This is a genomic window from Cohnella panacarvi Gsoil 349 (assembly GCF_000515335.1).
Taxonomy (GTDB): Bacteria; Bacillota; Bacilli; order Paenibacillales; family Paenibacillaceae; genus Cohnella; species Cohnella panacarvi.
Window position 1 is genome coordinate 78,267 of sequence record NZ_KI911563.1, and the last position, 22,261, is coordinate 100,527.

Below are 22,261 nucleotides of genomic sequence, written 5' to 3' on the forward strand. Positions count from 1 at the left end.
CCCGATTATTTGGTCAGCAGCTGCTTCAAATCTTGAACGCGCTGCGTCGCAACGTCCAGGATCGGCGCAGGAATCGAAGATTCGTAGTCGAGCCCGTGCGGGAACGTTGCGCGTCCGATGTAGACGTGCTCGATCTCGAGAATCGCGTCCGGGTTCTCAAGCTTGCCTTCCACGGCGCGAGTCGTAATGCGCAGGAAGTAATCTTCGCCTTTGGAACGGTCTTGAATTTTCAGATCATATGTAGCGCGGCGATATTCCCATTGCCAACGAACGAAGCCGAGCTTCTCGCCGGAATCGTCAAGGTGGCCCAGATCGCTGCGTACGCCGATTAATCCCGTATTGTCAAGTAACATCAAAAAATCCTCCTTCGGAAGGTCGAACAAGCTTTATTCCCTTCCATGATAGTCGGTTTGCCAGTCTTCTGCAAGCCCGCTTCGGGTCACAAGTTCGAACGTTCATTGACAATGTTATGCTTCGGAAGCATTCGTCCGGTTACGATCGGTTAGACTTTCTGCTACAATAGTACAAATATCCTTTTCGGAAGGGGCGCCGCCACGATGGTAAACGTTCAGACGCTACAATCGATTTATAGCGATATGGTGGGATGGCGCCGTCATTTTCACGCGAATCCGGAGCTTTCTTTTAAAGAGGTAGAAACCTCAAAGAGGATCGCCGACTTGCTGTCGTCCTGGGGGCTTGAGGTTAGGAGAGGCGTTGCGGGCACGGGGGTCGTCGCCAAGCTCGAAGGAGCGAAGCCGGGCCGCGCCATCGGCTTGCGGGCGGACATCGACGCGCTGCCGATTCAAGACGAGAAGACGGCGAGCTACAGATCGACGGTGTCCGGCGTCATGCACGCCTGCGGACACGATGGACATACGGCCGAGCTGCTTGCCGTTGCGCGGTACTATAGCTTGCATCGCGAAGAAGTCGCGGGCGCGCGTATTTTTCTGTTCCAGCCGGGAGAGGAATTTCTTCCGGGCGGAGCGAACGCGATGATCGCGGACGGCGCGCTGGACGGCGTCGACGCGATATTCGGCGTGCACCTGTGGTCGCCGATGCCTTACGGGTTCGCAGGAACGCGCCCCGGACCGTTCATGGCGTCGCCGGACGAGTTCGAGCTCGAGCTGATCGGCCGGGGAGGCCATGCCGGATTGCCGCACGAAAGCACCGATGCACTGGTCGCCGGAGCGGCCCTCGTTACGGCCTTGCAGTCGATCGTGTCCCGTAACGTCAATCCGCTGGAAGAAGCGGTGCTGTCCATCGGCAAGTTCAACTCGGGTTCGGCTAACAACGTGATCGCGGAAAGATGCCGTCTCGGCGGAACGATCAGAACGTTCACGCCCGAGCTTCGCGCGTTCATGCGCCGCCGGTTCGAGGAAGTCGTGAAGCACACGTGCGAGCTCTACTGTTGCGAATATACGCTGAATTATATCGAAGGTTACCCGCCGGTCGTGAACGACGAGCAAGAGACGGCCAGATGGTTCCGCGTCGCCGAAACGATCATGCCCGGAAGCGTATTGACAAGCGAGCGCGTGATGGCGGGCGAAGATTTCTCCTACTACTTGAATCATAAGCCGGGATGCTTCTTCTTCGTCGGAGCCGGCGAAGCGGACGGCTCTTCGGCGCCGCATCATCACCCTCGCTTCGACATCGATGAACGGGCGATGCTGAACGCGGCGAAGCTGCTCATCGCGGTCGCCGACGATGCGGCTTCGGAAACCAAATAATGAACCCGATGGCGGTTGCATAGGTTTTACGGGTTCGGCCATTCTAAAGTCGATATTCGACTAAGGGTCAAGGAGGCCGACATGCGTACGATTGCCGAAATTATGACGGAAGACTGCAAGACCGTTGGACCGAAGGACACTGTGAGGCAAGCAGCCATCGTGATGAGGGATAACGATATCGGCTTCGTGCCGGTCGTCGAGGGGAGCAGGCTGATCGGAGTCGTTACGGACCGGGATTTGGTTATACGCGCGTTAGCCGGCGATTCATCCGGCGCGACCTTGGTAGGGGATGTATTATCGACCGATGTCAAAACCGTATCCTCCGACACCTCCGTCGACGATGCCGCGGAATTGATGGCGGAAAGCCAAATTCGCAGGCTTCCCGTCGTTGACAACGGAGAATTGAGAGGCGTCATATCGATCGGGGATTTGGCGATTCGCGAAATTTTCGTCAATGAAGCGGGAGAAGCGCTCAGCAGCATTTCCGAACACGGATTGGCGCATTAACGTGGAAGGCTCGCCGTTCGGCGCTTAACCGAAGGCGAGCCTTTTATCATGAAACGAAAGAGAAGTCAGGATGGAGATATACATATGGGGAAACATGCAATAAGGATCGTTGGACTATTGGCGTTGCTGATCATCGCAGGTTGCGCGGGGCAATCGGAGCTTGTCAGCGACGATGCGGATTTAGCGTCGATCTACGAGCGCTATCCCGAGCTGTCGGATCGAACGCCCGAAGAAGCGGTCGTCGCGCGCGTCGTGGACGGCGACACGTTCGAGACGAAGACGGGGAGCAAGGTCAGGCTGGTCGGCGTGAACACCCCAGAGAAGTACGGGAAGGTAGAATATTACGGCGTCGAAGCGAGCGCATATACCGAACAGCGTCTTGCGGGCAAAGCCGTGTACATGTTCAAGGACGTTAGCGAGACCGATCGCTACGGCAGGCTCTTGCGGTTCGTATTCATTAAAGGGGAAGCGACGATGTACAACGAGCTGCTGGTGCGGGAAGGCTATGCCAACGTGATGACGTACCCGCCCGACGTGACGTACGCCAAGTATTTTCTAAAGGTCGAACGAACGGCGCGCGAAAGCGGCGTCGGACTGTGGGCAAGCGAAGAGCCAGCAGCTCAAGAGACCCCGGTTACCGGCCATTCCGCGGACGAGGGTCCGGGCTGCGCGGAACCGCAAATCAAGGGCAACATCAAATCCGGAGGCAAAGAGAAAATTTATCATATCCCGGGCGGCAAAAGCTATAACCAGACGAAAGCGGAGGCGATGTTCTGCACCGAGGAAGAGGCTCAGGCCGCCGGATTCCGCAAAGCGTCGCGATAAGCGACACATGAAAACGGCCGTTAAAGGGAACGCTGTACAGTCAAGGAGGGCTGTACATGGCGATAACCAGGCCGTTGCTAATCCAATCCGACGGAACGCTGCTGCTCGACGAGCGGCATCCGGATTACGCGACTACACGCAATTATTTAAGAGAATTCGCCGAGCTGCATAAGCGGCCCGGCTTTTTTCACACCTATCGGATGACGCCGATTACGTTATGGCAAGCGGCGTCGTCGGGGTGGACCGCGGGCGAAATCGTCGAACGGCTCGCGGCGCTTTCGCGGTTCGGAGTGCCGGGGGCTTTGGAGGAAGAAATCCGCCGACAGATGAATCGATACGGATTGTTGCGGCTTGTCGCGTCGGACGGCAAGCTTGCGCTTGTCAGCAAATCGGCGGATCTGCTCGCATCGCTCGGGCAAAGGGGCAATCTGACCGCGGCTTTCGAAGGGGAGGCGGGCAGCCATTCGGCCGCGGTACGCCCGGAAGCACGCGGCTGGCTTAAACGAAAGCTGGCCGAGCTCGGTTATCCCGTCGTCGATATGGCGGGTTACCGCACCGGCCGCGCGCTCGACGTGAATCTCCGCGAGCGCGCCGAAGGAGGGCAACCGATCCGTCTGCGCGACTATCAGGCCGAAGCCGTCAAGGCGTTCCTAGGCGACGATTGCCGCGACGGAGGAAGCGGCGTCGTCGTATTGCCGTGCGGCGCGGGGAAAACATGGGTCGGCATGGCCGCGCTCGCCAAGCTGAAATGCGAGACGCTTATCCTAACGCCCAATCGCGTGTCCGTATCCCAATGGATCGAGGAGATCGTTCGGAACACGACGTTGACGGAACAAGATATCGGAGAGTATACGGGCGAGACGAAGAACGTTCGGCCCGTAACGGTGGCGACTTATCAAGTTCTCACCCATAGACGGTCCAAAGAAGAGGATTACCCGCATTGGAAGCTGTTCGTCAATCGGGAATGGGGACTTATTATTTACGATGAAGTTCATTTGCTGCCCGCCCCCGTCTTCCGGATGACGGCCGACCTGCAAGCGACCCGCAGGCTCGGGTTGACCGCGACGCTCGTGCGCGAGGACGGCCGCGAGGAGGACGCGTTCGCGCTCATCGGCCCGAAACGGTACGAGATGCCTTGGCGAACGATGGAGGAGCGCAAATGGATCGCGGAAGCGGTATGCACGGAAGTCCGAGTACCGATGGACGAACAATCGCTGCAGCACTATACGTCTGCGCCAAGAAACTTGCGCCATCGCATCGCCGGACAAAATCCGCTCAAGACGGAAGTCGTCCGCACGCTGCTTGATCGGCATTATGGAACGCCGACGCTCATTATCGGGCAATACTTGGACCAATTGCACGAGCTGGCCAGCGAGCTTTCCTTGCCGCTCGTGACGGGCGAGATGCCCCATCATAGCCGCAAAGAACTGTTCAAGCAGTTCAAGGAAGGGACGATTCGCGTACTGATCGTCTCGAAGGTCGCGAATTTCGCCGTGGATTTGCCGGATGCGGCCGTTGCCATCCAAGTATCCGGCAGCTACGGTTCAAGGCAGGAAGAGGCGCAGCGGTTAGGCCGAATCTTGCGCCCGAAAGCATCGGGCATAACCGCTTCGTTCTATTCCGTCGTCAGCGACGGGACGGATGAAATCGAATTTTCCCGCAATCGCGGCCGATTTCTGTTGGAGCAAGGATACCCTTATACGATCGACCGCTGGCAGGCGCCGAATTCGCCCGCATGGGAGAAGGTGAGTCCGGAGTGAACGTTAGGCAGTCCGTCGCCAGGCTTCCGGAGTCGATCGCCGGGCTCATTGCCGCTTCCGCGGCGGTGCGGCCCCAGATCGAACGCGGAGAGCCGTTGAACCGAATCATCGGCTCTTCCGAATGGGCGGACCGCTGGCAGTCCGGCGCAGAGCCGAAGACGGTCGGCCTGCTCGCGACGATCGTCGCGAGCTTCGCCGCGGTTCCGTTCGGGCTGGAGCAGCTCGTCAATGTGTGCGAGGCGGGTTCGCCAGCGCAGTATACAGGCTCTGAAATTCGGGTCGGTCTAGCGAGCCTTCGCCTCCACGGCATCGTATTCGCCGTCCGCAAGGCGTGGGGCGATCAACTGTTCTATATACCGACCGACATGGTGCCGTCGTGGCAAAGGCGCTTGCTGCCCGTACAATCGATCCGGTTGCCAGCCGGAGAAAGCAGGCCGTTGACTGACCCGGATAAGCGATTTCGCTTGCCTCTGTCGCTTGAGATGCTGCTCTCTTGGCAATGCGTCGCCGACCAGCCGATCGCCTTTACGGCCAAACGTACTTTGCACCGTAAGTCCGTCGCTAAGCTTATCGCTCCGATGCGCATCGCGTCGCAAGAGCTGGAGACGATCGGTTTCGCTTACCCCGACGCCGAGCATCTTCCTCGTCAAGCGGCTTTGGCGATCGATCTTGGGCTAAGCGCAGGCGTACTTGTTCGAACGGAACGCGATATTCGAATCGACGAGCGCGGGTTGAGCGAATGGTTGGCGTTATCCGTCCAACAAGCGGATGCCCGCTTGCATGAATTTCTACTTGAGCGTTACGCTGCAGCGGATCCGCAGATGCATCTCGCGGCTTCGGCGGTCGCAACGCTGCAGGTCGGGGTATGGCTGGAGACGCGTCTGTTCGAGACCGTGGCGCCGGAAGCCAAGGCCGACGCCTGGCTTCGCTTGCTGGAGTGCTGCGGATGGGTGGAGCGCGGATCGGCGGCCGGTCGCCCCGCGTTTCGCATGCTGAACGAATTTCCTGCGCGCGAAGCGGAGAAGCCTGATGCCGAACCGAACGAAGGGACTTTCATCGTGCAGCCGGACGGCGAAATCATCGTTCCGCCGGACGTCGGCCTCGCCGCGCGATGGACGCTCGGACGAACGACGGAGCGGGTTGCCGCGGATGCATTGTTCGTATACCGGCTGACTAGGGATGCCTGTGCCAAGGCAATCGACGCGGGGTATTCTCGTCAAACGCTGATCGACTTCCTCGAGCGCGGTTCAGGAGAATCGCTGCCTTCCCAAGTCGCCGATGCGCTGAACGACTGGTATGCTCGCCTCGGCAGGACGAAATTCGAAGACGCCTTGTTGCTTCGGACGGACAGTCCCGCGATCGCCAAGCTGCTGTTGGACGATCCCGAGCTTGTCGCACATAAGCCGGAGCTCGTAGGAGATCGGGATTTCATCGTCGACGCGGGAGCGAGGAAAGCGATCGAAGCCCGTCTGTCTAAGCTGGGATACCCCCCGGCGGCCGCGAAGCGGCATAAGCCTCCTAACGCTGACGCCGGCGAGGACGGGGACGTAGCCGCCGGAAGCGAGCATAAGGAGCCGGGTTGGATATACCGGCCTTTCGCGTTAGGCTATTATGAGGCGGATCCGTCCATCCCGGCATTCGAGGATTTGTTCCCTGGCATGCTGGATATACCGTCCGCGTGGGTCAAGGAGCCGAGGGCCTATCATGCATCCACGAGGGAATCGTTGGTGCAGCGCGCGATCAGCTGGCAAACTTCTTTGCTCGTAAGACGGGAAGGCGTGACGAAGCTTTTCGTGCCACGCGCGCTTGAGCGTCAAGGAGACGGTTTTCGGGCGATCGGGCATTGGCGCGGGGAAGCGGACGAGCCGCAGAAGCTCGTGGAAGTGAGCGCATGCGACCTCGCGGAGCTGATGATCAACCTGCCAAGCTTGGATGTCACGTAGACGCATTGACCGATCAATGCCTTTGTGTGTTATGATAGGAAGTATCGCAAAGCCGAAAGGTGAGGTGAGGCCGTCAATGGCCAGTATGATAGATACCCTCCCTGCGGCGGAACAAGGCGTTACGGCGGATGGCGCGCCTGCCGATCTGGCGTCGCTCATGTCCCGCGCCTTTGAGCTGGGGGATTGGATTAAACATTCTGCTCTCGCGGCAGAATACGTGTATTGGAAAGATCAAGTTCATCGCGACGCCGAAGCCCAGCGCTTAATGAAGCAATTCGCCAAGGCGAAAGAGAAATTCGCCGAATGCGAACGTTTCGGACGGTTTCATCCGGACTATAACGCCGCATTGGAACAAGTTTACGAGGCGGAAGCGCAATTGGACCGGATCGAGTCGGTCAGCCGGTACAAGACAGCGGAAGCATCGCTCGATGAGTTGTTGTACGATATATCGCGTACGTTGGCCGGGGCCGTGTCGCACTCGATTAAAGTGCCCGATAACGATCCGAACCCGAAAGGCTCGGGTTGCGGCGGCGGCGGAAGCTGCTCATGCGGCAGCGGCGGTTGCGGTTAAGTTCAATTTGTTGAACGCGGAGGTCAGTCATGTTTGCCGAACGGACAGGTTATATCGTATGGTTTAGCGACGCGAAAGCAGCCAAAGGCTTGGATAAATACGGGACGCTCCACTATTTATCCCGCAAGATGCAATACGCGGTCATGTACATGAATGCGGACGTTGCCGAAGAAGCGGTCCGTAACCTGCAAAGGCTGCCTTTCGTGAAGAAAATCGAACGTTCTTACCGTAATGAGATCAAGACCGAATACGAGAAGAACGAGCCGGACAAAACCCGGTTTTACAGCCTGTAGCGCATGTCTAGAACAGCCGTCATCCTCGGGGAGATGGCTGTTTTTTTAAAATTTACGGAATGCCGCAATGTTTAGAAAATGTTTAACGTCAGCATGATAAGATGAGCATTAAGACCGACTTCCCTTACAGAGGGTTACATTAAATGGAATTATAGGAGTCTTTTTATTTTTTTGTTGAATCGTCGGGAAAGAGTGCGATAGAATGAACTTAACTACCTAGACAGGAATAATCTTCTAGACCTACAATCGGGAAGGGGATAGCCCGGTGAAGGATAAACAGACAGATCGGTGGAACACATATGAGCCGTTCCATGTCGTGCTCGGCGACAAGAAGGTCGCGGATATCATCATTACGAACCACGCGCGAACCCGTTGGACCGACCGGGTAGAGAACGAGAAAACCGGTTATTCCGACATCGCTCAATATATGTGGGAATGCCTGAAGGAAGGCCGCATCGTTTCGTATTACAGGAACGAGCAGGACGTCTATACGATCGACGACGACCTTGTATTCGTCGCGGAATTCGCGCTTAGCGAGACCGAGACCGACCTGCTGGGCAATCCGTTGCATAAAATGATCGTCGTAACGTTCCTCGGCCGGATGTCGGAGACGATGGAGCTGCGCGATTTGAAGACGTATTATTCGTGGTTAAGGCATTCCAGGCGCATGACTTTAATTAAAAATAATCGCAAGCGCCGTTAGCGTATCCAGGTTCGGAGCATGCCCTGAGGGCATGCTCTTGTTTGTATGCGGCTTATGGTATAATTCGTTCAGATAGCCGCGGAAGGGGAACGAATATGGCGCTGAACGTGCATCAACTACATATATTTTACACCGTGGCGGAACGAGGAAGCTTCTCGGCCGCGGCCCAAGCGCTGCATATGACCCAGCCCGCAGTGACAATGCAGGTGCAGGCGCTGGAAGAGCGATTCGGGACGAAGCTGTTGAACCGGACGACCAAAAAGCTGGAGCTGACGGAGGCGGGCCATTGGCTGCTGCCCCAAGCGCGGAAAGCCATCGAATTAATGCGGGAAACCGATACGCTCATGATTCGGTTCGTCGAGGAGTTGAAAGGAAGGCTCGTGTTCGCCGCCAGCTTGACGTTCGGCGAATACGTGCTTCCGCGTCTGCTCGGCACATTCCTGCGCAAATATCCCGAAATCTCCGTCAACATGAAGGTCATGAACACGACGGAAATCATAGAAGCGATCGGCTCGCAGGGACTCGATTTCGGCATCATCGAGGCACCTTGCGACGTGCAGGGCTTCGACGCGGAGCCGGTTATGAACGACGAGCTAACGCTCATCGTGCCGGCGGGGCACCCCTTCGCTTCCCGCGAGGAGGTCGAGCTCTCGGAAGTGATCCTTGAGCCGATGGTGCTTAGGGAGAAAGGCTCCGGTACTCGTCAAATTATGGAGGAAGAGCTGCTGCGGCACGGCGTGACGGAAGGTCAACTGAAAATCGCAAGCGAATTCGGAAGCACGGGTGCGGTGAAATCGGCGGTCGAAGCCGGATTAGGTTTGTCCATTATTTCGAAGTGGACGATCAAGCACGAAATCGCGCTCGGCTTGGTAAAGCCGGTGAGAATCAAAGGCGTGTCGTTCGTCCGGCAATTTTACGCCGTAAGGCTGCAGTCCGCTTTGTTGCCGATTCCGGCAGCCGCGCTGCTGCACGATTTAAGGGAGCTGACCCATGAATAATCGAGCGGATTTGCACACGCATACGACGGCTTCGGACGGGAAGAACCGGCCTTCCGTCAACGTAACTATGGCCGCCGAAATCGGATTAGGCGCGATCGCCATCACCGACCACGATACGGTGGCCGGCATTCCGGAAGCGCTCGAAGCCGCCAAGGAAGCCGGCATCATCTTCGTGCCGGGCGTAGAGATCAGCACGGCTGCCCTAGGCAAAGACATCCATATCCTCGGTTACGGCATCGATTATCGCGACGAGCGATTCATCGCGCGCTTGCTCACGCTTCGTGACACCAGAGACAGCCGCAATGAGATGATCGTCGCGCGTCTGAACGAATTGGGGATGACGATCGCGATCGACGAGGTCATCGCGGAGGCTAACCGCAATCGGCGAGGCGACGGCTCCGTCGGCCGCCCGCATATCGCGCAGGTGCTCATCGATAAAGGATATGTTTCGGATTTGCGGGAAGCGTTCGACAGGTACCTCGGGGAAGGACAAGCAGCGTACGTCGTACCGCCGCGCATCGAGCCGCTTACGGCCGTGCAATGGATTCATGAAGCGGGCGGCACGGCGATCGTGGCGCACCCGGGGTTATACGGAGAAGACGAGCTTGCGGCTTCGCTGCTGGATGGCGGCGCGGACGGCTTGGAGGCGTACCATTCCGATCACGACGAAGCCGAGGAACGCAAGTACGCGAAGCTGGCGTCCGATCGCGGCAAGCTGATCACCGGGGGTTCCGACTATCACGGCTCGCGGGAAGGCGTCGTATTCCACGGTCCGATCGGTAACCGGACGGTGGATGTGTCCGTGGCGAAGCTGTTGCTGGAGGGCAGGACATGAGCTGTCCGATCTGCGGCGAAGACGGCCGTTGCGGCATGGAGGCAGGGAAACCGATCGACGAATGCTGGTGCGTCAAGCGATCGTTCCCGCCGGAAATATTAACGCTCGTTCCCGAGGCTTTGCGGGAACGAGCGTGCATATGCGAAGCATGTTTGGATCGGTTCGGTCGGAGCGGCGACGCTATTTGATCGCGGACGGCAAGCTTTGGACGAGCGCTTCGTCCGGATTGACGTAGATCGTCGTCTGGTTGTCGTACGTGACGAAGCCCGGTTTGGCCCCGTTCGGCTTGCGCACGTTGCGGATGCGCGTATAGTCGATCGGCACGTTGCTCGATTGCTTCGCTTTGCTGTAGTAAGCGGCGATGGTGGCGGCTTCGCGCAGCGTCTGATCGCCGAATTCCTGGCTTCGGATGAGTACGTGGGAGCCGGGAATATCTTTCGTGTGAAGCCACGTATCGTTGGGAGACCCGAGTTTGTTCGTGACGTAATCGTTTTGCGTATTGTTTTTGCCGACATAGATCGGAACGCCTTCGCTGGACGTGTAACACAGCAGGGCGGGCCGGTCTTTTTTCTTTTTCCGGAACCCTTTCTTCAACCCGCGCGCGCGGATATAGCCTTGTTCGACGAGCTCCTCGCGAATTTCCTCGATATCCGCGGGGGTCGCGGTTTCGAGCCCTTGCAGCACGGAAGCCAAGTAGACGATTTCGGCTCTAGCGGCATCCATCTGCTCGGCGATGACGGTCCGGCTGTTCTTCAGTTTATTGTATTTGCGGAAATACCGCTGCGCGTTCTCGTTAGGAGTGAGCAGCGGATCGAGCGTAACGGATATCGTCGTCTGATTCTCGTCGTAAAAGTCGACGATATCGACTTTCTTATCCCCTTTGGTCAGGAGATGCAACTGCGCGGTCAGCAGCTCGCCGATCCGACGCAACTGGTCGGCATCCTCGGCTTCCTTCAGCGAATCTTCCAGCTTGATCAGCTTTTTCTCGTTTTTGGCGGTCTCGTTGACGAGGAAACGGCTCAAATCCGCCGTTCGCTGCCGAACGAGGTCGCGCACGGCTTTGTCTTGGTAATACCGGTCGATACATACGTGGATCGAATCGTACTTGGCGGCATTGCCTTGCAGATGGGTGAGCGATATGGCGGAAAAATGCGTTCGCCCGTCGGGCGTCTCGACCAGAGTCGGTTCGTAGCGATGCGCCTCGATATGCTGCATGAGCTCGCTGAAGGCGCTCCATAGCGAGCGATGCGCCGATTCGGCGCGATGCTTGATTTCGTTCGCCGCGAGAATGCTCATTCCCGTATAAGCGCCGACCAGCCAAGAAGCATCGCCTTCGTCTGCGCCGGACCGTTCCCGAGCGGACTCGAAGCCGGATTCCGTCTCGGAGAGCGGGTCGCGCTTATCTTGGGAAGGGGGGGCCGCGTAAGTGCTTCCCGGCAAGACGACGCGATAGCTGCTGATCGCGGGCGTGACGTGGCGTATGCCGTCGTGAATGATGCCGGATGCGGGATCCATGAGGATCAGGTTGCTATGCCTGCCCATGATCTCTAGCACGACTTGCTTCATCGAGTAATCGCCGAGCTCGTCGCGATGGCGGATATCGAATTGCACGATCCGCTCCAGCCCGACCTGGCGAACGGCTTCGATGACGCCGCCTTCGCAATACTTGCGCAGCAGCATGCAGTACATCGGCGGTTCGGCCGGGTTCTCCCAAGCTTGCTCCGTCCAATGCAGGCGCGGCATGGACGGGTGGGCGGACAGCAGCAAGCGACCGTTCACGCCTTGGCCGCGAATGTGCCACACCATTTCGTTGTCGGTGGGCTGATAAATTTTATGAATACGCGCGTTGACGCAGCTTTGCAGCTCGCGGACGAGCGCGCGGGTGACGATTCCGTCGAGTGACATGATGGATGCTCCTAGTTCGTTGTATTGGGATGCTTGCTTATGGCCATTCTCCCCGTAGCTCAGGAACGGCGTTTTCGCTGTTGCGGAGGTGCGGTTGTACAGGCGTTAGAGGCGTTAGTTATGTTAACGTCGCGAAATTGTCATAGCCGCTAACAGCACGCACGCGTACGTACGCTATCCATGATGCGGCTAACGGTACGAAATGCAGTTCTTTTCCGTTACGAGTGCCGCCTCTGTCGAGTACCTGCACGAAGTACAGTTAGATTGGTGCAATCACAAATTTTCGGCGGTTTAGCGTTCAAATGGATGTATTCCGTGCAGGTAGTGGGCAAAAGAGCGTGATCTTCGGGTAACTAACTGCATTCTATGCAGCCGAGTGCTGGTCCGGGGGCCGCGAATGTGAAATCGCTGCATTCTATGCAGCCGAATGGTGGTCCAAGGGCCGCGAATGTGAACGTTACCTATCCATGATGCGGCTAACGGTACGAAATGCAGTTCTTTTCCGTTACGGGTGCCGCCTCTGTCGAGTATCTGCACGAAGTACAGTTAGATTGGTGCAATCACAAATTTTCGGCGGTTTAGCGTTCAAATGGATGTATTCCGTGCAGGTAGTGGGCAAAAGAGCGTGATCTTCGGGTAACTAACTGCATTCTATGCAGCCGAGTGCTGGTCCGGGGGCCGCGAATGTGAAATCGCTGCATTCCATGCAGCCGAGTGCTGGTCCAAGGGCCGCGAATGTGAATTAACTGCATTCCATGCTGCTGAGCGCTGGTCCATGTTGCCGCCAACAGCACGAACACGCGGTTCCGATTCGTCGTTACGCTCCTAATGATGCCATAGTTCCGTGCAAAGGGAAAGTGCGGCAAGGTGTACAACCCGGGATATTTCCCTGCTTGTCTGAATACATATAGGACGTAAAAGCGGATAAGCGGGAGGGAGATGGCCGTCGTGGAACGGAAGGCATGGCATCAGCTAAACGAGGGGCAACTGCTGGGGGCATTGAATACGGATTTCGAAAACGGGTTGTCTGCGGAGGAGGCGGCGAATCGGCTGTCGGCGGGCGGTCCGAACGAGCTGCAGGAGAAGCGCGGAGAGTCTCCGCTGAAGCTGCTGCTCAATCAATTCAAAGATTTCATGGTGTTGGTGCTCGTCGGCGCTGTCGTCATCTCCGGACTGCTGGGAGAAATGCTGGACGCGCTCACGATTATCGCCATCATTCTGATTAACGGGGTTCTGGGCTTCTATCAAGAGTTTCGGGCGGAACGCTCCTTGCGCGCGCTGAAGGAGCTGTCCGCTCCGAGCGCGAAGGTGCTGCGCGGCGGCAGCCTGCAAGTCATTCCCGCGAAGCAACTCGTGCCGGGGGACGTCGTGCTGCTCGAAAGCGGAGACCGCGTGCCGGCGGATTTGCGGTTCCTCGAGTGCAACCAATGTTCGGTGGACGAGTCGGCGTTGACGGGGGAATCGGTTCCCGTCATCAAGGAACCCGGCGCGATCGCCGCCGAAGAGCCGCCGCTCGGCGATCGCAAAAACTGCGGCTATCTCGGCACGATGGTTACGCGCGGAACGGCGAAGGGCGTCGTGACGGTAACCGGCATGTCCACGGAAATGGGTAAAATCGCCGATCTGATCCAATCGACGGAAGAGGCGGACACGCCGCTTCAGCATCGGCTAGAACAGCTTGGCAAAATTCTGATCATCGTCGCCATCGCGCTTACGGTCGTCGTCGTTCTTGCGGGCGTCCTGCACGGACAGCCGCTATACGACATGTTCCTCGCGGGCGTCAGCCTCGCCGTCGCCGCCATTCCGGAAGGGCTGCCCGCGATCGTGACGATCGCTCTGGCGCTCGGCGTGCAGCGAATGATCAAGCGCAGGGCGATCGTGCGCAAGCTGCCGTCGGTCGAGACGCTCGGCTGCGCCTCGGTGATTTGTTCCGACAAGACGGGAACGCTCACGCAGAATAAAATGACCGTAACCCGATTATGGCTCGGCGACCGCACGATCGAGGTGACCGGCGAAGGATACGAGCCGACGGGCCAGCTACAGGAAGCGGGCAAATGGATCGACGCCAAAGGCGACGCGGCGCTTCGCCGACTGACGCAAATCGCGGCTTTGTGCAACAACTCCGAGATTACCAACGAGGAGCCGGGGCCAGACCTCAAAAAGCGGAAGAACGCGAAGGGCGCGGCCGAAGACAAAACCGAGTGGCGCGTCAAGGGCGATCCGACCGAAGGCGCGCTCATCGTTCTCGCAGCCAAAACCGGTTTGAATAAAGGCGCGCTCGCGAACCTATACAAACGGGAGAAGGAATTCCCGTTCGATCCGGAGCGGAAGCGGATGTCCGTGCTCGTCTCCCATCAGGGCGGCAAGCTCATCTGCACGAAAGGGGCGCCGGACTTGCTCGTCCAGCGCTGCGCGTACGTGTTGTGGGGGGAGCATGTCGTACCGTTCACCGACTCGCTGAAAATGAAGGTGAAGCAAGCGAACGAAGCGATGGCGAGAGACTCTCTGCGCGTGCTCGGCCTCGCTTACCGCGAGGTCAAAAGCATCGATGCGTGCGATAACGAAGAACAAGCCGAGAACGGGCTCATCTTCGTCGGTTTGACCGGCATGATGGACCCGCCGCGCAAAGAAGTGAAGGATGCGATCGCCAAGTGCCGCAAAGCCGGCATCAAGACGGTCATGATTACCGGTGACCACGGCATTACCGCGGAAGCGATCGCCAAGTCGCTGGGCATCATCGGCAGAGCCGGCCGAGTCATTACCGGCACGGAGCTGTCGGCGATGGACGACGCCGAGCTCGATCAGATCGCCGACGACGTCAACGTGTACGCCCGCGTGTCTCCGGAGCATAAGCTTCGCATCGTGCAGGCGCTGCAGCGGCGCGGCCACGTCGTGGCGATGACCGGCGACGGCGTGAACGACGCGCCGGCGGTGAAAGCCGCGGATATCGGCATCGCGATGGGAATTACCGGGACGGACGTGACGAAGGAAGCTTCGTCGCTCATCCTCGCCGACGACAACTTCTCGACGATCGTCGCGGCGGTCGAAGAAGGGCGAGGCATCTACGAGAACATCCGCAAGTTCATCCGGTACTTGCTTGCCTCCAACGTCGGCGAGATCATGACGATGTTCATGGCGATGATGGCGGGCTTCCCGCTGCCGCTCGTGCCGATTCAAATTCTATGGGTCAACCTCGTAACCGACGGCCTGCCTGCGATGGCGCTCGGCGTCGACCAAGCGGAGAGCGATTTGATGCAGCATAAGCCGCGCTCGGCCAAAGAAAATATTTTCGCCAGGCGGCTCGGTTGGAAAATCATAAGCCGCGGCATTCTGATCGGCGTATGTACGCTCGGAGCGTTCGTGATGGCTCTGAACGACGGTCAAGGGCTCGTGCATGCGCAGACCGTAGCGTTCGCGACGCTCGTCATGGCTCAACTCATCCACGTGTTCGATTGCCGCAGCTCCCGTTCCATTTTCCACCGCAAGCTGTTCGAGAATAAATTCCTGGTGCTTGCCGTTCTGTCGTCGCTCCTTCTGATGCTGGCCGTGCTCTACGTAGAGCCGCTGCAGCCGGTATTCAAGACCGTGCCGCTCGATTGGCGCGATTGGGCGCTCGTTATGGTCGCCGCCGGCATTCCGACGTTCGCGATGGGCATCGGCAGCGTGCTCGGCACGTCCAAACCGAAGAAAAACCGTAAAATCATGTACGGAAGCAGCGCGTCGCCTCGTCAAATCGCCCGCTAGATGATAACCTGAAAACAAACCATCATTCGTACAGCCGCGAGACCGTGAATCCTTCTACCGGAAGATTCACGGTCTTGCGTTTCTTTTGCATTCAACGCATCGGGATCGGAAGCTAGTCGATGGGACACGCATAGGGAACGAATCGTCGGTTTATAGTGAGCCCGGTGCCGAAACGTGTATAATGGACGGTGAACATTTACCATTCGGGGGGAACAAGGTCCATGCAGGTCACTACCAAATTGCTGATGCTAGGTTCGGGCGAGCTCGGCAAAGAAGTCATTATCGAAGCGCAAAGGCTCGGCGTCGAGACGATCGCCGTCGATCGCTACGAGGGAGCGCCGGCGATGCAGGTCGCTCATCGCAGCTACGTGATCGACATGCTGGATCGCAAGGCGGTCCGCGAGGTTGTCGAACGGGAGAAGCCGGACTTGATCGTGCCGGAGATCGAAGCGATCGCGACGGCGGAGCTCGTGAAGCTGGAGGAAGAAGGCTACCGCGTCATCCCGACCGCCCGCGCCGCGCAGCTGACGATGGACCGCGAAGGCATTCGCCGTCTCGCGTCGGAGAAGCTCGGTCTGCCGACCGCTGATTACCGGTTCGCGGACGACTTCGAATCGTTCGGACAAGCCGCGCGGGAGATGGGGTTCCCATGCGTCGTCAAGCCGCTCATGAGCTCTTCGGGCAAAGGGCAAAGCGTCTGCAAATCCGAGTCGGATCTGCAGCGTTGCTGGCAGATCGCCATGGAAGGCGGACGCGTGCAGCAGACGCGCGTCATCGTCGAGCAGTTCATCCGCTTCGATTCGGAAATTACGCTGCTTACGGTTCGTTCGGTGAGCGGCACGGCGTTCTGCGCGCCGATCGGCCATATCCAACAAGACGGCGACTACATCGAATCGTGGCAGCCTCACGCGATGAGCGAAGCGCAGCTTGAGGAGTCGAAGCGCATCGCCAAAGCGATAACGGACGAGCTGGGCGGCGCGGGCATCTTCGGCGTCGAGCTGTTCTTGGCCGAGGATAAAGTGTATTTCAGCGAAGTGTCGCCGAGACCGCACGATACGGGGCTCGTTACGCTTGTGAGCCAAGACTTGTCCGAGTTCGCGCTGCACGCGCGGGCGATTCTCGGCTATCCGATTCCGGAGATCAACGTCGTGTCGCCGGGCGCTAGCCGTCCGCTGAAAGCGACGTCTGAGCTGAAGGACTATCGGATCGAAGGCGTGGGCGAGGCGCTCTCCTTCCCCAAGACGCAAGTTCGCGTGTTCGGCAAGCCGGTCACGAAGGCCGGACGCCGCATGGCGGTTGCGCTGACGGCCGCCGCGACGGTCGAGGAAGCTCGCGCGCGCGCCAAGCAAGCGCTGGACAAGCTCGCGATTCGCGGCGAGTAAACGCTTCGAGTAACGTAAAAGTGCAAACAAACGGAGATTTGCTATATGCTCTTGCCGCGATTTTCTCGTTATCATGAAGGGAGAAGATGCGGACTGGCGCTTATAGGGTGAGTTAGTTCGAGCCCTACGAAGAGTCATTTTTTTCGAGGAGGCAAATCTCATGAATTTTACGAAAATGCACGGACTCGGCAACGACTTCATCGTCGTCGCGGGAGAACAGGCGTTGCCTGCAGGAGTAGACGAGCTGGCGATCAAGCTTTGCAATCGGTATTTCGGCATCGGCGCCGACGGATTGGTGTACATTCTGCCTTCCGAAGTCGCGGACTTCAGAATGCGGATCATTAACTCGGACGGCTCCGAGGCCGAGCAATGCGGCAACGCGATCCGCTGCGTATCCAAATACGTGTACGATAACGGCTTGACGAACAAGACGTCGCTCACGATCGAGACGCTCGGCGCGGGCGTTCAACCGGTCGAGCTGGAGCTTACGGACGGCCAAGTGAGCCGTGTTACCGTCGACATGGGCCAGCCGATCTTGAACGGGCTCGACGTGCCGACGACGATCGACGCGAATCCGGTGATCGGGCATACGGTAACGGTAGACGGACGCGATTTCGCGTTCACGGCCGTATCGATGGGCAATCCGCACTGCGTGATCTACGTCGACGATGCGGTAAACTTCGACCTTGCGACGTGGGGGCCAAAGCTGGAGAAGCATCCGCTGTTCCCGCGCAAGATCAACGTGGAGTTCGCCACGGCGAACAGCCGCGACCAAGTCGACATGCGCGTATGGGAACGCGGCGCGGGCCCTACGCTTGCCTGCGGCACCGGCGCATGCGCGACGCTCGTGTCGTCCGTGCTGAACGGACATACGGGCCGTAGAGCGACGATCTCGCTCGCCGGCGGCGATCTGCTCATCGAGTGGAACGAGTCGAACAACCGCGTTTATATGACGGGGCCTGCCGCTTTCGTCTATACGGGAGCGATCTAAGCGCAGAAATCTTGACATGACGACCAACAGCCACCGAGGCCGAATGAGCACGGTGGCTGTTGATTTGTTTTGAATCCTATATTTACTTAAAGATCTGGATTTTGCTCACATTTTCATCGTATAAGCGGTTTTGAAAAGCATCGAAGTCTTCATAAGATTTCATTTTCTTGTCTGCTAACATTTCTGAATAAAGCTTACCAATGGTTATGGATTTTAAATATTCATTTCTTGTGAAGTCGCTCTTCCAAAATTCCTCTGAATTCAGACCGGTAATCGCAATACGCTGTTTCATGATCTCTCTAATCACTTCAGCAGAGTCACTTGTATCAGGAACTTCATACAGTTTTCGTTTTTGTTCTGCAATCGCATCATTAATTTCTTGTTCTGAAACTTTGATTCCTTGATTCTGTGCATAATGAAATACAAGTTCTTTTTTTGATAGGGCACGAATCATTTCATTCTCAGTCATTAATGGACCATTATGCCCGATTTCATGTATTAGCTCTAGATTTTTCTTGAAAAATACGTAGCGGTCATTTGTAATCGAAAAGTCTGGTCCAACGATGAAGATTTCATCGGCATGATTCGTTATTTCTTTAATTTCACTAAACTTATTCTTGATTGTCTCAACTGGAACAATAGATTTACTTTCTGCCGAGATGATGGTTGTTAATGAAATTAGCAAGGCAATTGACAGCACCACCATACTTAACTTATATGACTTCCGCATTATCAGTCCCAATACATCCCGTACTTGGGGAAACTAATGCCTGGGCTTGGTTAGTAACATTGAGTGTAACAGGTGACATTATTGTATACGTATTTCCGTTCCTGTGTTTCGTCCTGCGAAAAAAGCATAAGTATTCGGGGGAATATAGTAACTAGAAGTATTGGGTAGGTTCCATTGATAGGATCCTAATCCAGTATAAGTTCTAATCCCGATTACTGTTCCACAAGCAGAGATCCCATGATTCGCTGCTGAATAGGCGTATGCACGGGAATCTGAATACGTTAAATCCATATACATACCATTTCTGGTGGTATACGTTATTACCGATTCCACTGTCATTGAAAAAGAAAATGTTATTCCGCCATCTGGACCGTACTGCCAGACCATCTCATTATACCGATCTGCGGTGTTCTCAAGCAGTTATATGTGCTACATTAATATTACTTTACGTTTAAGATTGGATGGGGAAGCTTTCATGAAACCGGAATTGCGCCATGCGCTGGCGCGACGGCCGATGGTCGGCGACGGCGCGATGGCTACTTATTTATATCAGCTCGGCTTGCCCGTCGGGGTCTCGTTCGAGGAGTTCAACCTGATCAAGCCGGACGTCATCGCCGACGTGCATCGCCGTTACGCGGCCGCAGGCGCGGAAATCATCGAAACGAATACCTATTCCGCCCAGCACAATAAATTAGCGAGATTCGGCTTGGAGAAGAAGACCGAGGAAATCAATGCGGCCGGCGTCGCCATCGCGCGCAAAGCCGTAGGCGGGGACGTCTACGTCGTCGGTTCGATCGGCGCCGTTCGCGGCGGGGCGGGCAAGAACGTCCGCACGGCCGTCGTCCGCAGGGATTTCGAGGAACAGATCGGGGCGCTCCTCTCGGCCGGCGTCGACGGGTTGCTGCTAGAGACGTTCTTCGATCTGGAAGAACTGTCGATCGCGCTCGGCATCATTCGCAAGAAGAGCGATATTAGCGTCATCTGCCAATTTGCCGTTGAAGATCCGTACCGGACGCATGACGGTATCCCGCTGGCCGACGCGTTCCGCAGATTGAAAAGCGAAGGCGCGGACATCATCGGGTTCAACTGCCGCAGCGGTCCGAACGGCATTCTGCGCGCGGTCGAGATGCTGCCGGCGGATATCGGTCTACCGATCAGCGTATTTCCGAACGCGGGCATACCGGACTACGTGGACGGCAAAGTCGTCTATTCCGCTTCGCCGGAATATTTCGCGTCGTCGGCGATCCGGTTCGCCGACGCGGGCGTGCGGCTGATCGGCGGCTGCTGCGGTACGACGCCGGAGCATATCGCCGCGATCGCGGGCGCGCTCAAGAACTACGTGCCCCAAACCGCGGAAGTTGCTCAGGCAGCCAAAGCCGAGGCTGCCCGTCCGACAGCGGTAGCCGTCTCTCAGCCGCCCGAGCCTCCGAAGGAACCGAGCATCGTCGATCTCGTACGCCAGCGGCACACGGTCATCGTCGAGCTCGACCCGCCTCGCGATCTCGATATCGCGAAGTTCATGGCCGGGGCGCAAGCGCTTAAGGAAGCCCAGGCGGACGCCTTGACGATGGCGGACAACTCGCTCGCCGTCACGCGCATGAGCAACATGGCGCTCGCGGCGCTGCTCAAGGAACGAGTCGGCATTCGTCCGCTCGTTCACATCGCTTGCCGCGACCGCAACTTGATCGGAACGCAATCGCATATGATGGGCTTCGACGCGCTCGGCATCGACCATGTGCTGGCCGTTACCGGAGACCCGGCCAAATTCGGGGATTTGCCGGGCTCGAGCTCCGTATACGATCTGACTTCGTTCGAGATTATTAAGATGATCAAGCAGCTTAACGAAGGCATCGCTTTCTCGGGCAAGCCTCTAAAGCAGAAAGCGAATTTTATCGTAGGCGCGGCGTTTAATCCGAACGTCAAATATTTGGACAAAGCGGTTCAACGTCTGGAACGTAAAGTCGCATCCGGCGCGGATTACATTATGACGCAGCCGGTATACGACGCCCGGCAAATCGTGAACATCGCCGAAGCGACGAAGCACCTGGACGTACCGATTTTCATCGGCATTTTCCCGCTCGCGAGCGGGCGCAACGCGGAATATTTGCACAACGAGGTGCCGGGCATCCAATTATCGGACGAAGTTCGCAGACGGATGAGCGGGCTCGAGGGCGCGGAAGGGCGCGCGGAAGGCGTCAAGATCGCGCAGGAGCTGCTGGACGTCGCGATGGCTCATTTTAACGGAATCTACTTGATGACCCCGTTCCTTGCTTACGAGATGACGGTATCTTTAACGCAATACGTGAAGGAGAACAGCGGCAAGCATGCCGCGCGCGGGTAATCCGTGAGCGCTCCCCTTGTCCCTCCTATCGTTTTAAAGTACAATAGAGTATTATATCGCGAGTTGACGAATGTGGTTATGACCGGAGGAATGTGAAGCTATGGCGATTAAGCTGATTAACATCGGATTTGGCAACATCGTGTCTGCGAATCGGATTATTTCCATTGTCAGTCCGGAATCGGCACCGATCAAGCGAATTATCCAAGAAGCGCGGGACCGTCATATGCTCATCGACGCTACATATGGCAGACGGACCCGGGCCGTGATTATTACCGATAGCGACCACGTGATCCTGTCCGCCGTTCAACCGGAGACGGTAGCGCACCGGTTGTCTACCAAAGACGACGAACATGACGAATGAATCGGGGAGCACCATGAACAAAGGTTTGTTATTCGTATTATCCGGCCCGTCCGGGGTCGGCAAAGGAACCGTCTGCGCAGCGCTTCGCACGAAGCTGCCGGAGCTCGTCTATTCGGTGTCCGCGACGACGCGCGCGCCTCGCGAAGGCGAGCGGGACGGCGTCAATTATTTCTTCAAGACGCGCGAGCAGTTCCAGGAGATGATCCAAACCGACGCGCTCCTCGAATACGCCGAATACGTCGGCAATTATTACGGCACGCCCCGCGATTTCGTCGAGAAGACATTGTCCGAAGGCAAGGACATCATTCTCGAGATCGAAGTCCAAGGCGCGCTGAAAGTGAAAGAGAAGTTCCCGGACGGCGTCTTTATTTTCCTGATGCCGCCGTCGCTGGACGAGCTGAAATCGCGGCTTGGCGGACGGGGAACGGAGTCTCAAGCGACGATCGATCATCGGCTTTCCGTCGCGAAGGACGAGATCAACTTGCTCTACCATTACGACTACGCCGTCGTCAACGATCAGATCGACCTTGCCTGCAAGCGGATCGATTCGATCATTACGGCGGAGCATTGCAAGCGCGTGAGGTTCCTGCACGAACTGTACAATTGCGAGCACGACGCGGTTTCGGCCGCGGACAACGTCTGAGA

20 protein-coding genes are annotated in these 22,261 nt (G+C 57.2%); 17 read left to right on the forward strand and 3 right to left on the reverse strand.

Annotated features, from left to right (window positions below; all coding sequences use genetic code 11):
• Positions 1–5 precede the first annotated feature (5 nt).
• Positions 6–353, reverse strand: a complete 348-nt coding sequence (locus COHPA_RS0100375; protein ID WP_027084202.1) for a YugN family protein — start codon at positions 351–353, stop codon at positions 6–8.
• Between the two features lie 204 nt (positions 354–557).
• Between COHPA_RS0100375 and COHPA_RS0100380 the strand changes: the two genes are divergently transcribed.
• From COHPA_RS0100380 to COHPA_RS0100430, 11 genes are all read left to right on the forward strand, one after another.
• Positions 558–1,727, forward strand: coding sequence for a M20 metallopeptidase family protein (locus tag COHPA_RS0100380; protein WP_027084203.1), 1,170 nt, complete (start codon positions 558–560; stop codon positions 1,725–1,727).
• An 81-nt stretch (positions 1,728–1,808) separates the two neighbouring features.
• Positions 1,809–2,234, forward strand: coding sequence for a CBS domain-containing protein (locus COHPA_RS0100385; RefSeq protein ID WP_027084204.1), 426 nt, complete (start codon positions 1,809–1,811; stop codon positions 2,232–2,234).
• Between the two features lie 84 nt (positions 2,235–2,318).
• The gene (locus COHPA_RS0100390) at positions 2,319–3,059 is read left to right on the forward strand and encodes a thermonuclease family protein (protein ID WP_027084205.1); all 741 of its coding nucleotides are present in this window, start codon (positions 2,319–2,321) and stop codon (positions 3,057–3,059) included.
• Positions 3,060–3,115: 56 nt separating this feature from the next.
• Complete coding sequence (locus COHPA_RS0100395; protein ID WP_027084206.1) at positions 3,116–4,819, forward strand: DNA repair helicase XPB; 1,704 nt, start codon at positions 3,116–3,118, stop codon at positions 4,817–4,819.
• A complete protein-coding gene (locus tag COHPA_RS0100400) occupies positions 4,816–6,762 on the forward strand; it encodes a helicase-associated domain-containing protein (RefSeq protein WP_027084207.1) in 1,947 nt (648 codons plus the stop codon). The genes COHPA_RS0100395 and COHPA_RS0100400 overlap by 4 nt, the downstream gene beginning before the upstream one ends.
• Before the next feature lie 76 nt (positions 6,763–6,838).
• Positions 6,839–7,333: a YlbF family regulator gene (locus COHPA_RS0100405; RefSeq protein WP_027084208.1), complete on the forward strand. Its 495-nt coding sequence runs from the start codon at positions 6,839–6,841 to the stop codon at positions 7,331–7,333.
• Positions 7,334–7,362: 29 nt separating this feature from the next.
• The gene (locus COHPA_RS0100410; protein WP_027084209.1) at positions 7,363–7,626 is read left to right on the forward strand and encodes a YlbG family protein; all 264 of its coding nucleotides are present in this window, start codon (positions 7,363–7,365) and stop codon (positions 7,624–7,626) included.
• A gap of 265 nt (positions 7,627–7,891) precedes the next feature.
• Positions 7,892–8,329, forward strand: coding sequence for a hypothetical protein (locus COHPA_RS0100415; protein WP_027084210.1), 438 nt, complete (start codon positions 7,892–7,894; stop codon positions 8,327–8,329).
• 95 nt (positions 8,330–8,424) lie between these two features.
• A complete protein-coding gene (locus COHPA_RS0100420; RefSeq protein ID WP_027084211.1) occupies positions 8,425–9,327 on the forward strand; it encodes a LysR family transcriptional regulator in 903 nt (300 codons plus the stop codon).
• Positions 9,320–10,162, forward strand: coding sequence for a PHP domain-containing protein (locus COHPA_RS0100425; RefSeq protein WP_027084212.1), 843 nt, complete (start codon positions 9,320–9,322; stop codon positions 10,160–10,162). The genes COHPA_RS0100420 and COHPA_RS0100425 overlap by 8 nt, the downstream gene beginning before the upstream one ends.
• A complete protein-coding gene (locus COHPA_RS0100430; protein WP_027084213.1) occupies positions 10,159–10,350 on the forward strand; it encodes a cysteine-rich CWC family protein in 192 nt (63 codons plus the stop codon). The genes COHPA_RS0100425 and COHPA_RS0100430 overlap by 4 nt, the downstream gene beginning before the upstream one ends.
• Here COHPA_RS0100430 and COHPA_RS0100435 read toward each other — a convergent pair.
• Positions 10,343–12,067 (reverse strand): Rqc2 family fibronectin-binding protein, encoded by a 1,725-nt coding sequence (locus COHPA_RS0100435; protein WP_027084214.1) that lies wholly within the window; start codon positions 12,065–12,067, stop codon positions 10,343–10,345. The two genes, COHPA_RS0100430 and COHPA_RS0100435, sit on opposite strands and share 8 nt — an antisense overlap.
• 948 nt (positions 12,068–13,015) lie before the next feature.
• On the opposite strand from COHPA_RS0100435, the gene COHPA_RS0100440 reads away from it, so the two are divergent.
• From COHPA_RS0100440 to dapF, 3 genes are all read left to right on the forward strand, one after another.
• Positions 13,016–15,811 carry a calcium-translocating P-type ATPase, SERCA-type gene (locus tag COHPA_RS0100440; RefSeq protein WP_035119799.1) on the forward strand — a complete coding sequence of 932 codons (2,796 nt, stop codon included), beginning with the start codon at positions 13,016–13,018 and terminating at the stop codon, positions 15,809–15,811.
• Positions 15,812–16,032: 221 nt separating this feature from the next.
• Positions 16,033–17,193 carry a phosphoribosylglycinamide formyltransferase 2 gene (gene purT / locus COHPA_RS0100445; protein ID WP_027084216.1) on the forward strand — a complete coding sequence of 387 codons (1,161 nt, stop codon included), beginning with the start codon at positions 16,033–16,035 and terminating at the stop codon, positions 17,191–17,193.
• 160 nt (positions 17,194–17,353) lie between these two features.
• Positions 17,354–18,184, forward strand: a complete 831-nt coding sequence (gene dapF, locus COHPA_RS0100450) for a diaminopimelate epimerase (protein ID WP_027084217.1) — start codon at positions 17,354–17,356, stop codon at positions 18,182–18,184.
• 82 nt (positions 18,185–18,266) lie between these two features.
• Here the strand turns inward: dapF and COHPA_RS0100455 are convergent, their stop codons facing one another.
• The gene (locus COHPA_RS0100455) at positions 18,267–18,914 is read right to left on the reverse strand and encodes a hypothetical protein (RefSeq protein ID WP_027084218.1); all 648 of its coding nucleotides are present in this window, start codon (positions 18,912–18,914) and stop codon (positions 18,267–18,269) included.
• 475 nt (positions 18,915–19,389) lie between these two features.
• On the opposite strand from COHPA_RS0100455, the gene COHPA_RS0100460 reads away from it, so the two are divergent.
• The 3 genes from COHPA_RS0100460 to gmk all read left to right on the forward strand — a co-directional run bounded on the left by COHPA_RS0100460 (position 19,390) and on the right by gmk (position 22,259).
• Entirely contained in the window at positions 19,390–21,255 is a 1,866-nt protein-coding gene (locus COHPA_RS0100460; protein WP_027084219.1) for a bifunctional homocysteine S-methyltransferase/methylenetetrahydrofolate reductase, read from the forward strand.
• Positions 21,256–21,355: 100 nt separating this feature from the next.
• On the forward strand, positions 21,356–21,616 hold the full coding sequence (gene remA / locus COHPA_RS0100465) for an extracellular matrix/biofilm regulator RemA (protein ID WP_027084220.1): 261 nt from the start codon (positions 21,356–21,358) through the stop codon (positions 21,614–21,616).
• Between the two features lie 13 nt (positions 21,617–21,629).
• Positions 21,630–22,259 carry a guanylate kinase gene (gene gmk / locus COHPA_RS0100470; protein ID WP_027084221.1) on the forward strand — a complete coding sequence of 210 codons (630 nt, stop codon included), beginning with the start codon at positions 21,630–21,632 and terminating at the stop codon, positions 22,257–22,259.
• Positions 22,260–22,261 lie beyond the last annotated feature (2 nt).

What these genes read in the sequence shown, in the direction of transcription:
- COHPA_RS0100375 (WP_027084202.1), bottom strand. Translation starts at nt 353, where the DNA reads ATGTTACTTGACAATACGGGATTAATCGGCGTACGCAGCGATCTGGGC.
- COHPA_RS0100380 (WP_027084203.1), top strand. Translation starts at nt 558, where the DNA reads ATGGTAAACGTTCAGACGCTACAATCGATTTATAGCGATATGGTGGGA.
- COHPA_RS0100385 (WP_027084204.1), top strand. Translation starts at nt 1,809, where the DNA reads ATGCGTACGATTGCCGAAATTATGACGGAAGACTGCAAGACCGTTGGA.
- COHPA_RS0100390 (WP_027084205.1), top strand. Translation starts at nt 2,319, where the DNA reads ATGGGGAAACATGCAATAAGGATCGTTGGACTATTGGCGTTGCTGATC.
- COHPA_RS0100395 (WP_027084206.1), top strand. Translation starts at nt 3,116, where the DNA reads ATGGCGATAACCAGGCCGTTGCTAATCCAATCCGACGGAACGCTGCTG.
- COHPA_RS0100405 (WP_027084208.1), top strand. Translation starts at nt 6,839, where the DNA reads ATGGCCAGTATGATAGATACCCTCCCTGCGGCGGAACAAGGCGTTACG.
- COHPA_RS0100410 (WP_027084209.1), top strand. Translation starts at nt 7,363, where the DNA reads ATGTTTGCCGAACGGACAGGTTATATCGTATGGTTTAGCGACGCGAAA.
- COHPA_RS0100420 (WP_027084211.1), top strand. Translation starts at nt 8,425, where the DNA reads ATGGCGCTGAACGTGCATCAACTACATATATTTTACACCGTGGCGGAA.
- COHPA_RS0100425 (WP_027084212.1), top strand. Translation starts at nt 9,320, where the DNA reads ATGAATAATCGAGCGGATTTGCACACGCATACGACGGCTTCGGACGGG.
- COHPA_RS0100430 (WP_027084213.1), top strand. Translation starts at nt 10,159, where the DNA reads ATGAGCTGTCCGATCTGCGGCGAAGACGGCCGTTGCGGCATGGAGGCA.
- COHPA_RS0100435 (WP_027084214.1), bottom strand. Translation starts at nt 12,067, where the DNA reads ATGTCACTCGACGGAATCGTCACCCGCGCGCTCGTCCGCGAGCTGCAA.
- purT (WP_027084216.1), top strand. Translation starts at nt 16,033, where the DNA reads ATGCAGGTCACTACCAAATTGCTGATGCTAGGTTCGGGCGAGCTCGGC.
- dapF (WP_027084217.1), top strand. Translation starts at nt 17,354, where the DNA reads ATGAATTTTACGAAAATGCACGGACTCGGCAACGACTTCATCGTCGTC.
- COHPA_RS0100455 (WP_027084218.1), bottom strand. Translation starts at nt 18,914, where the DNA reads ATGCGGAAGTCATATAAGTTAAGTATGGTGGTGCTGTCAATTGCCTTG.
- COHPA_RS0100460 (WP_027084219.1), top strand. Translation starts at nt 19,390, where the DNA reads ATGAAACCGGAATTGCGCCATGCGCTGGCGCGACGGCCGATGGTCGGC.
- remA (WP_027084220.1), top strand. Translation starts at nt 21,356, where the DNA reads ATGGCGATTAAGCTGATTAACATCGGATTTGGCAACATCGTGTCTGCG.
- gmk (WP_027084221.1), top strand. Translation starts at nt 21,630, where the DNA reads ATGAACAAAGGTTTGTTATTCGTATTATCCGGCCCGTCCGGGGTCGGC.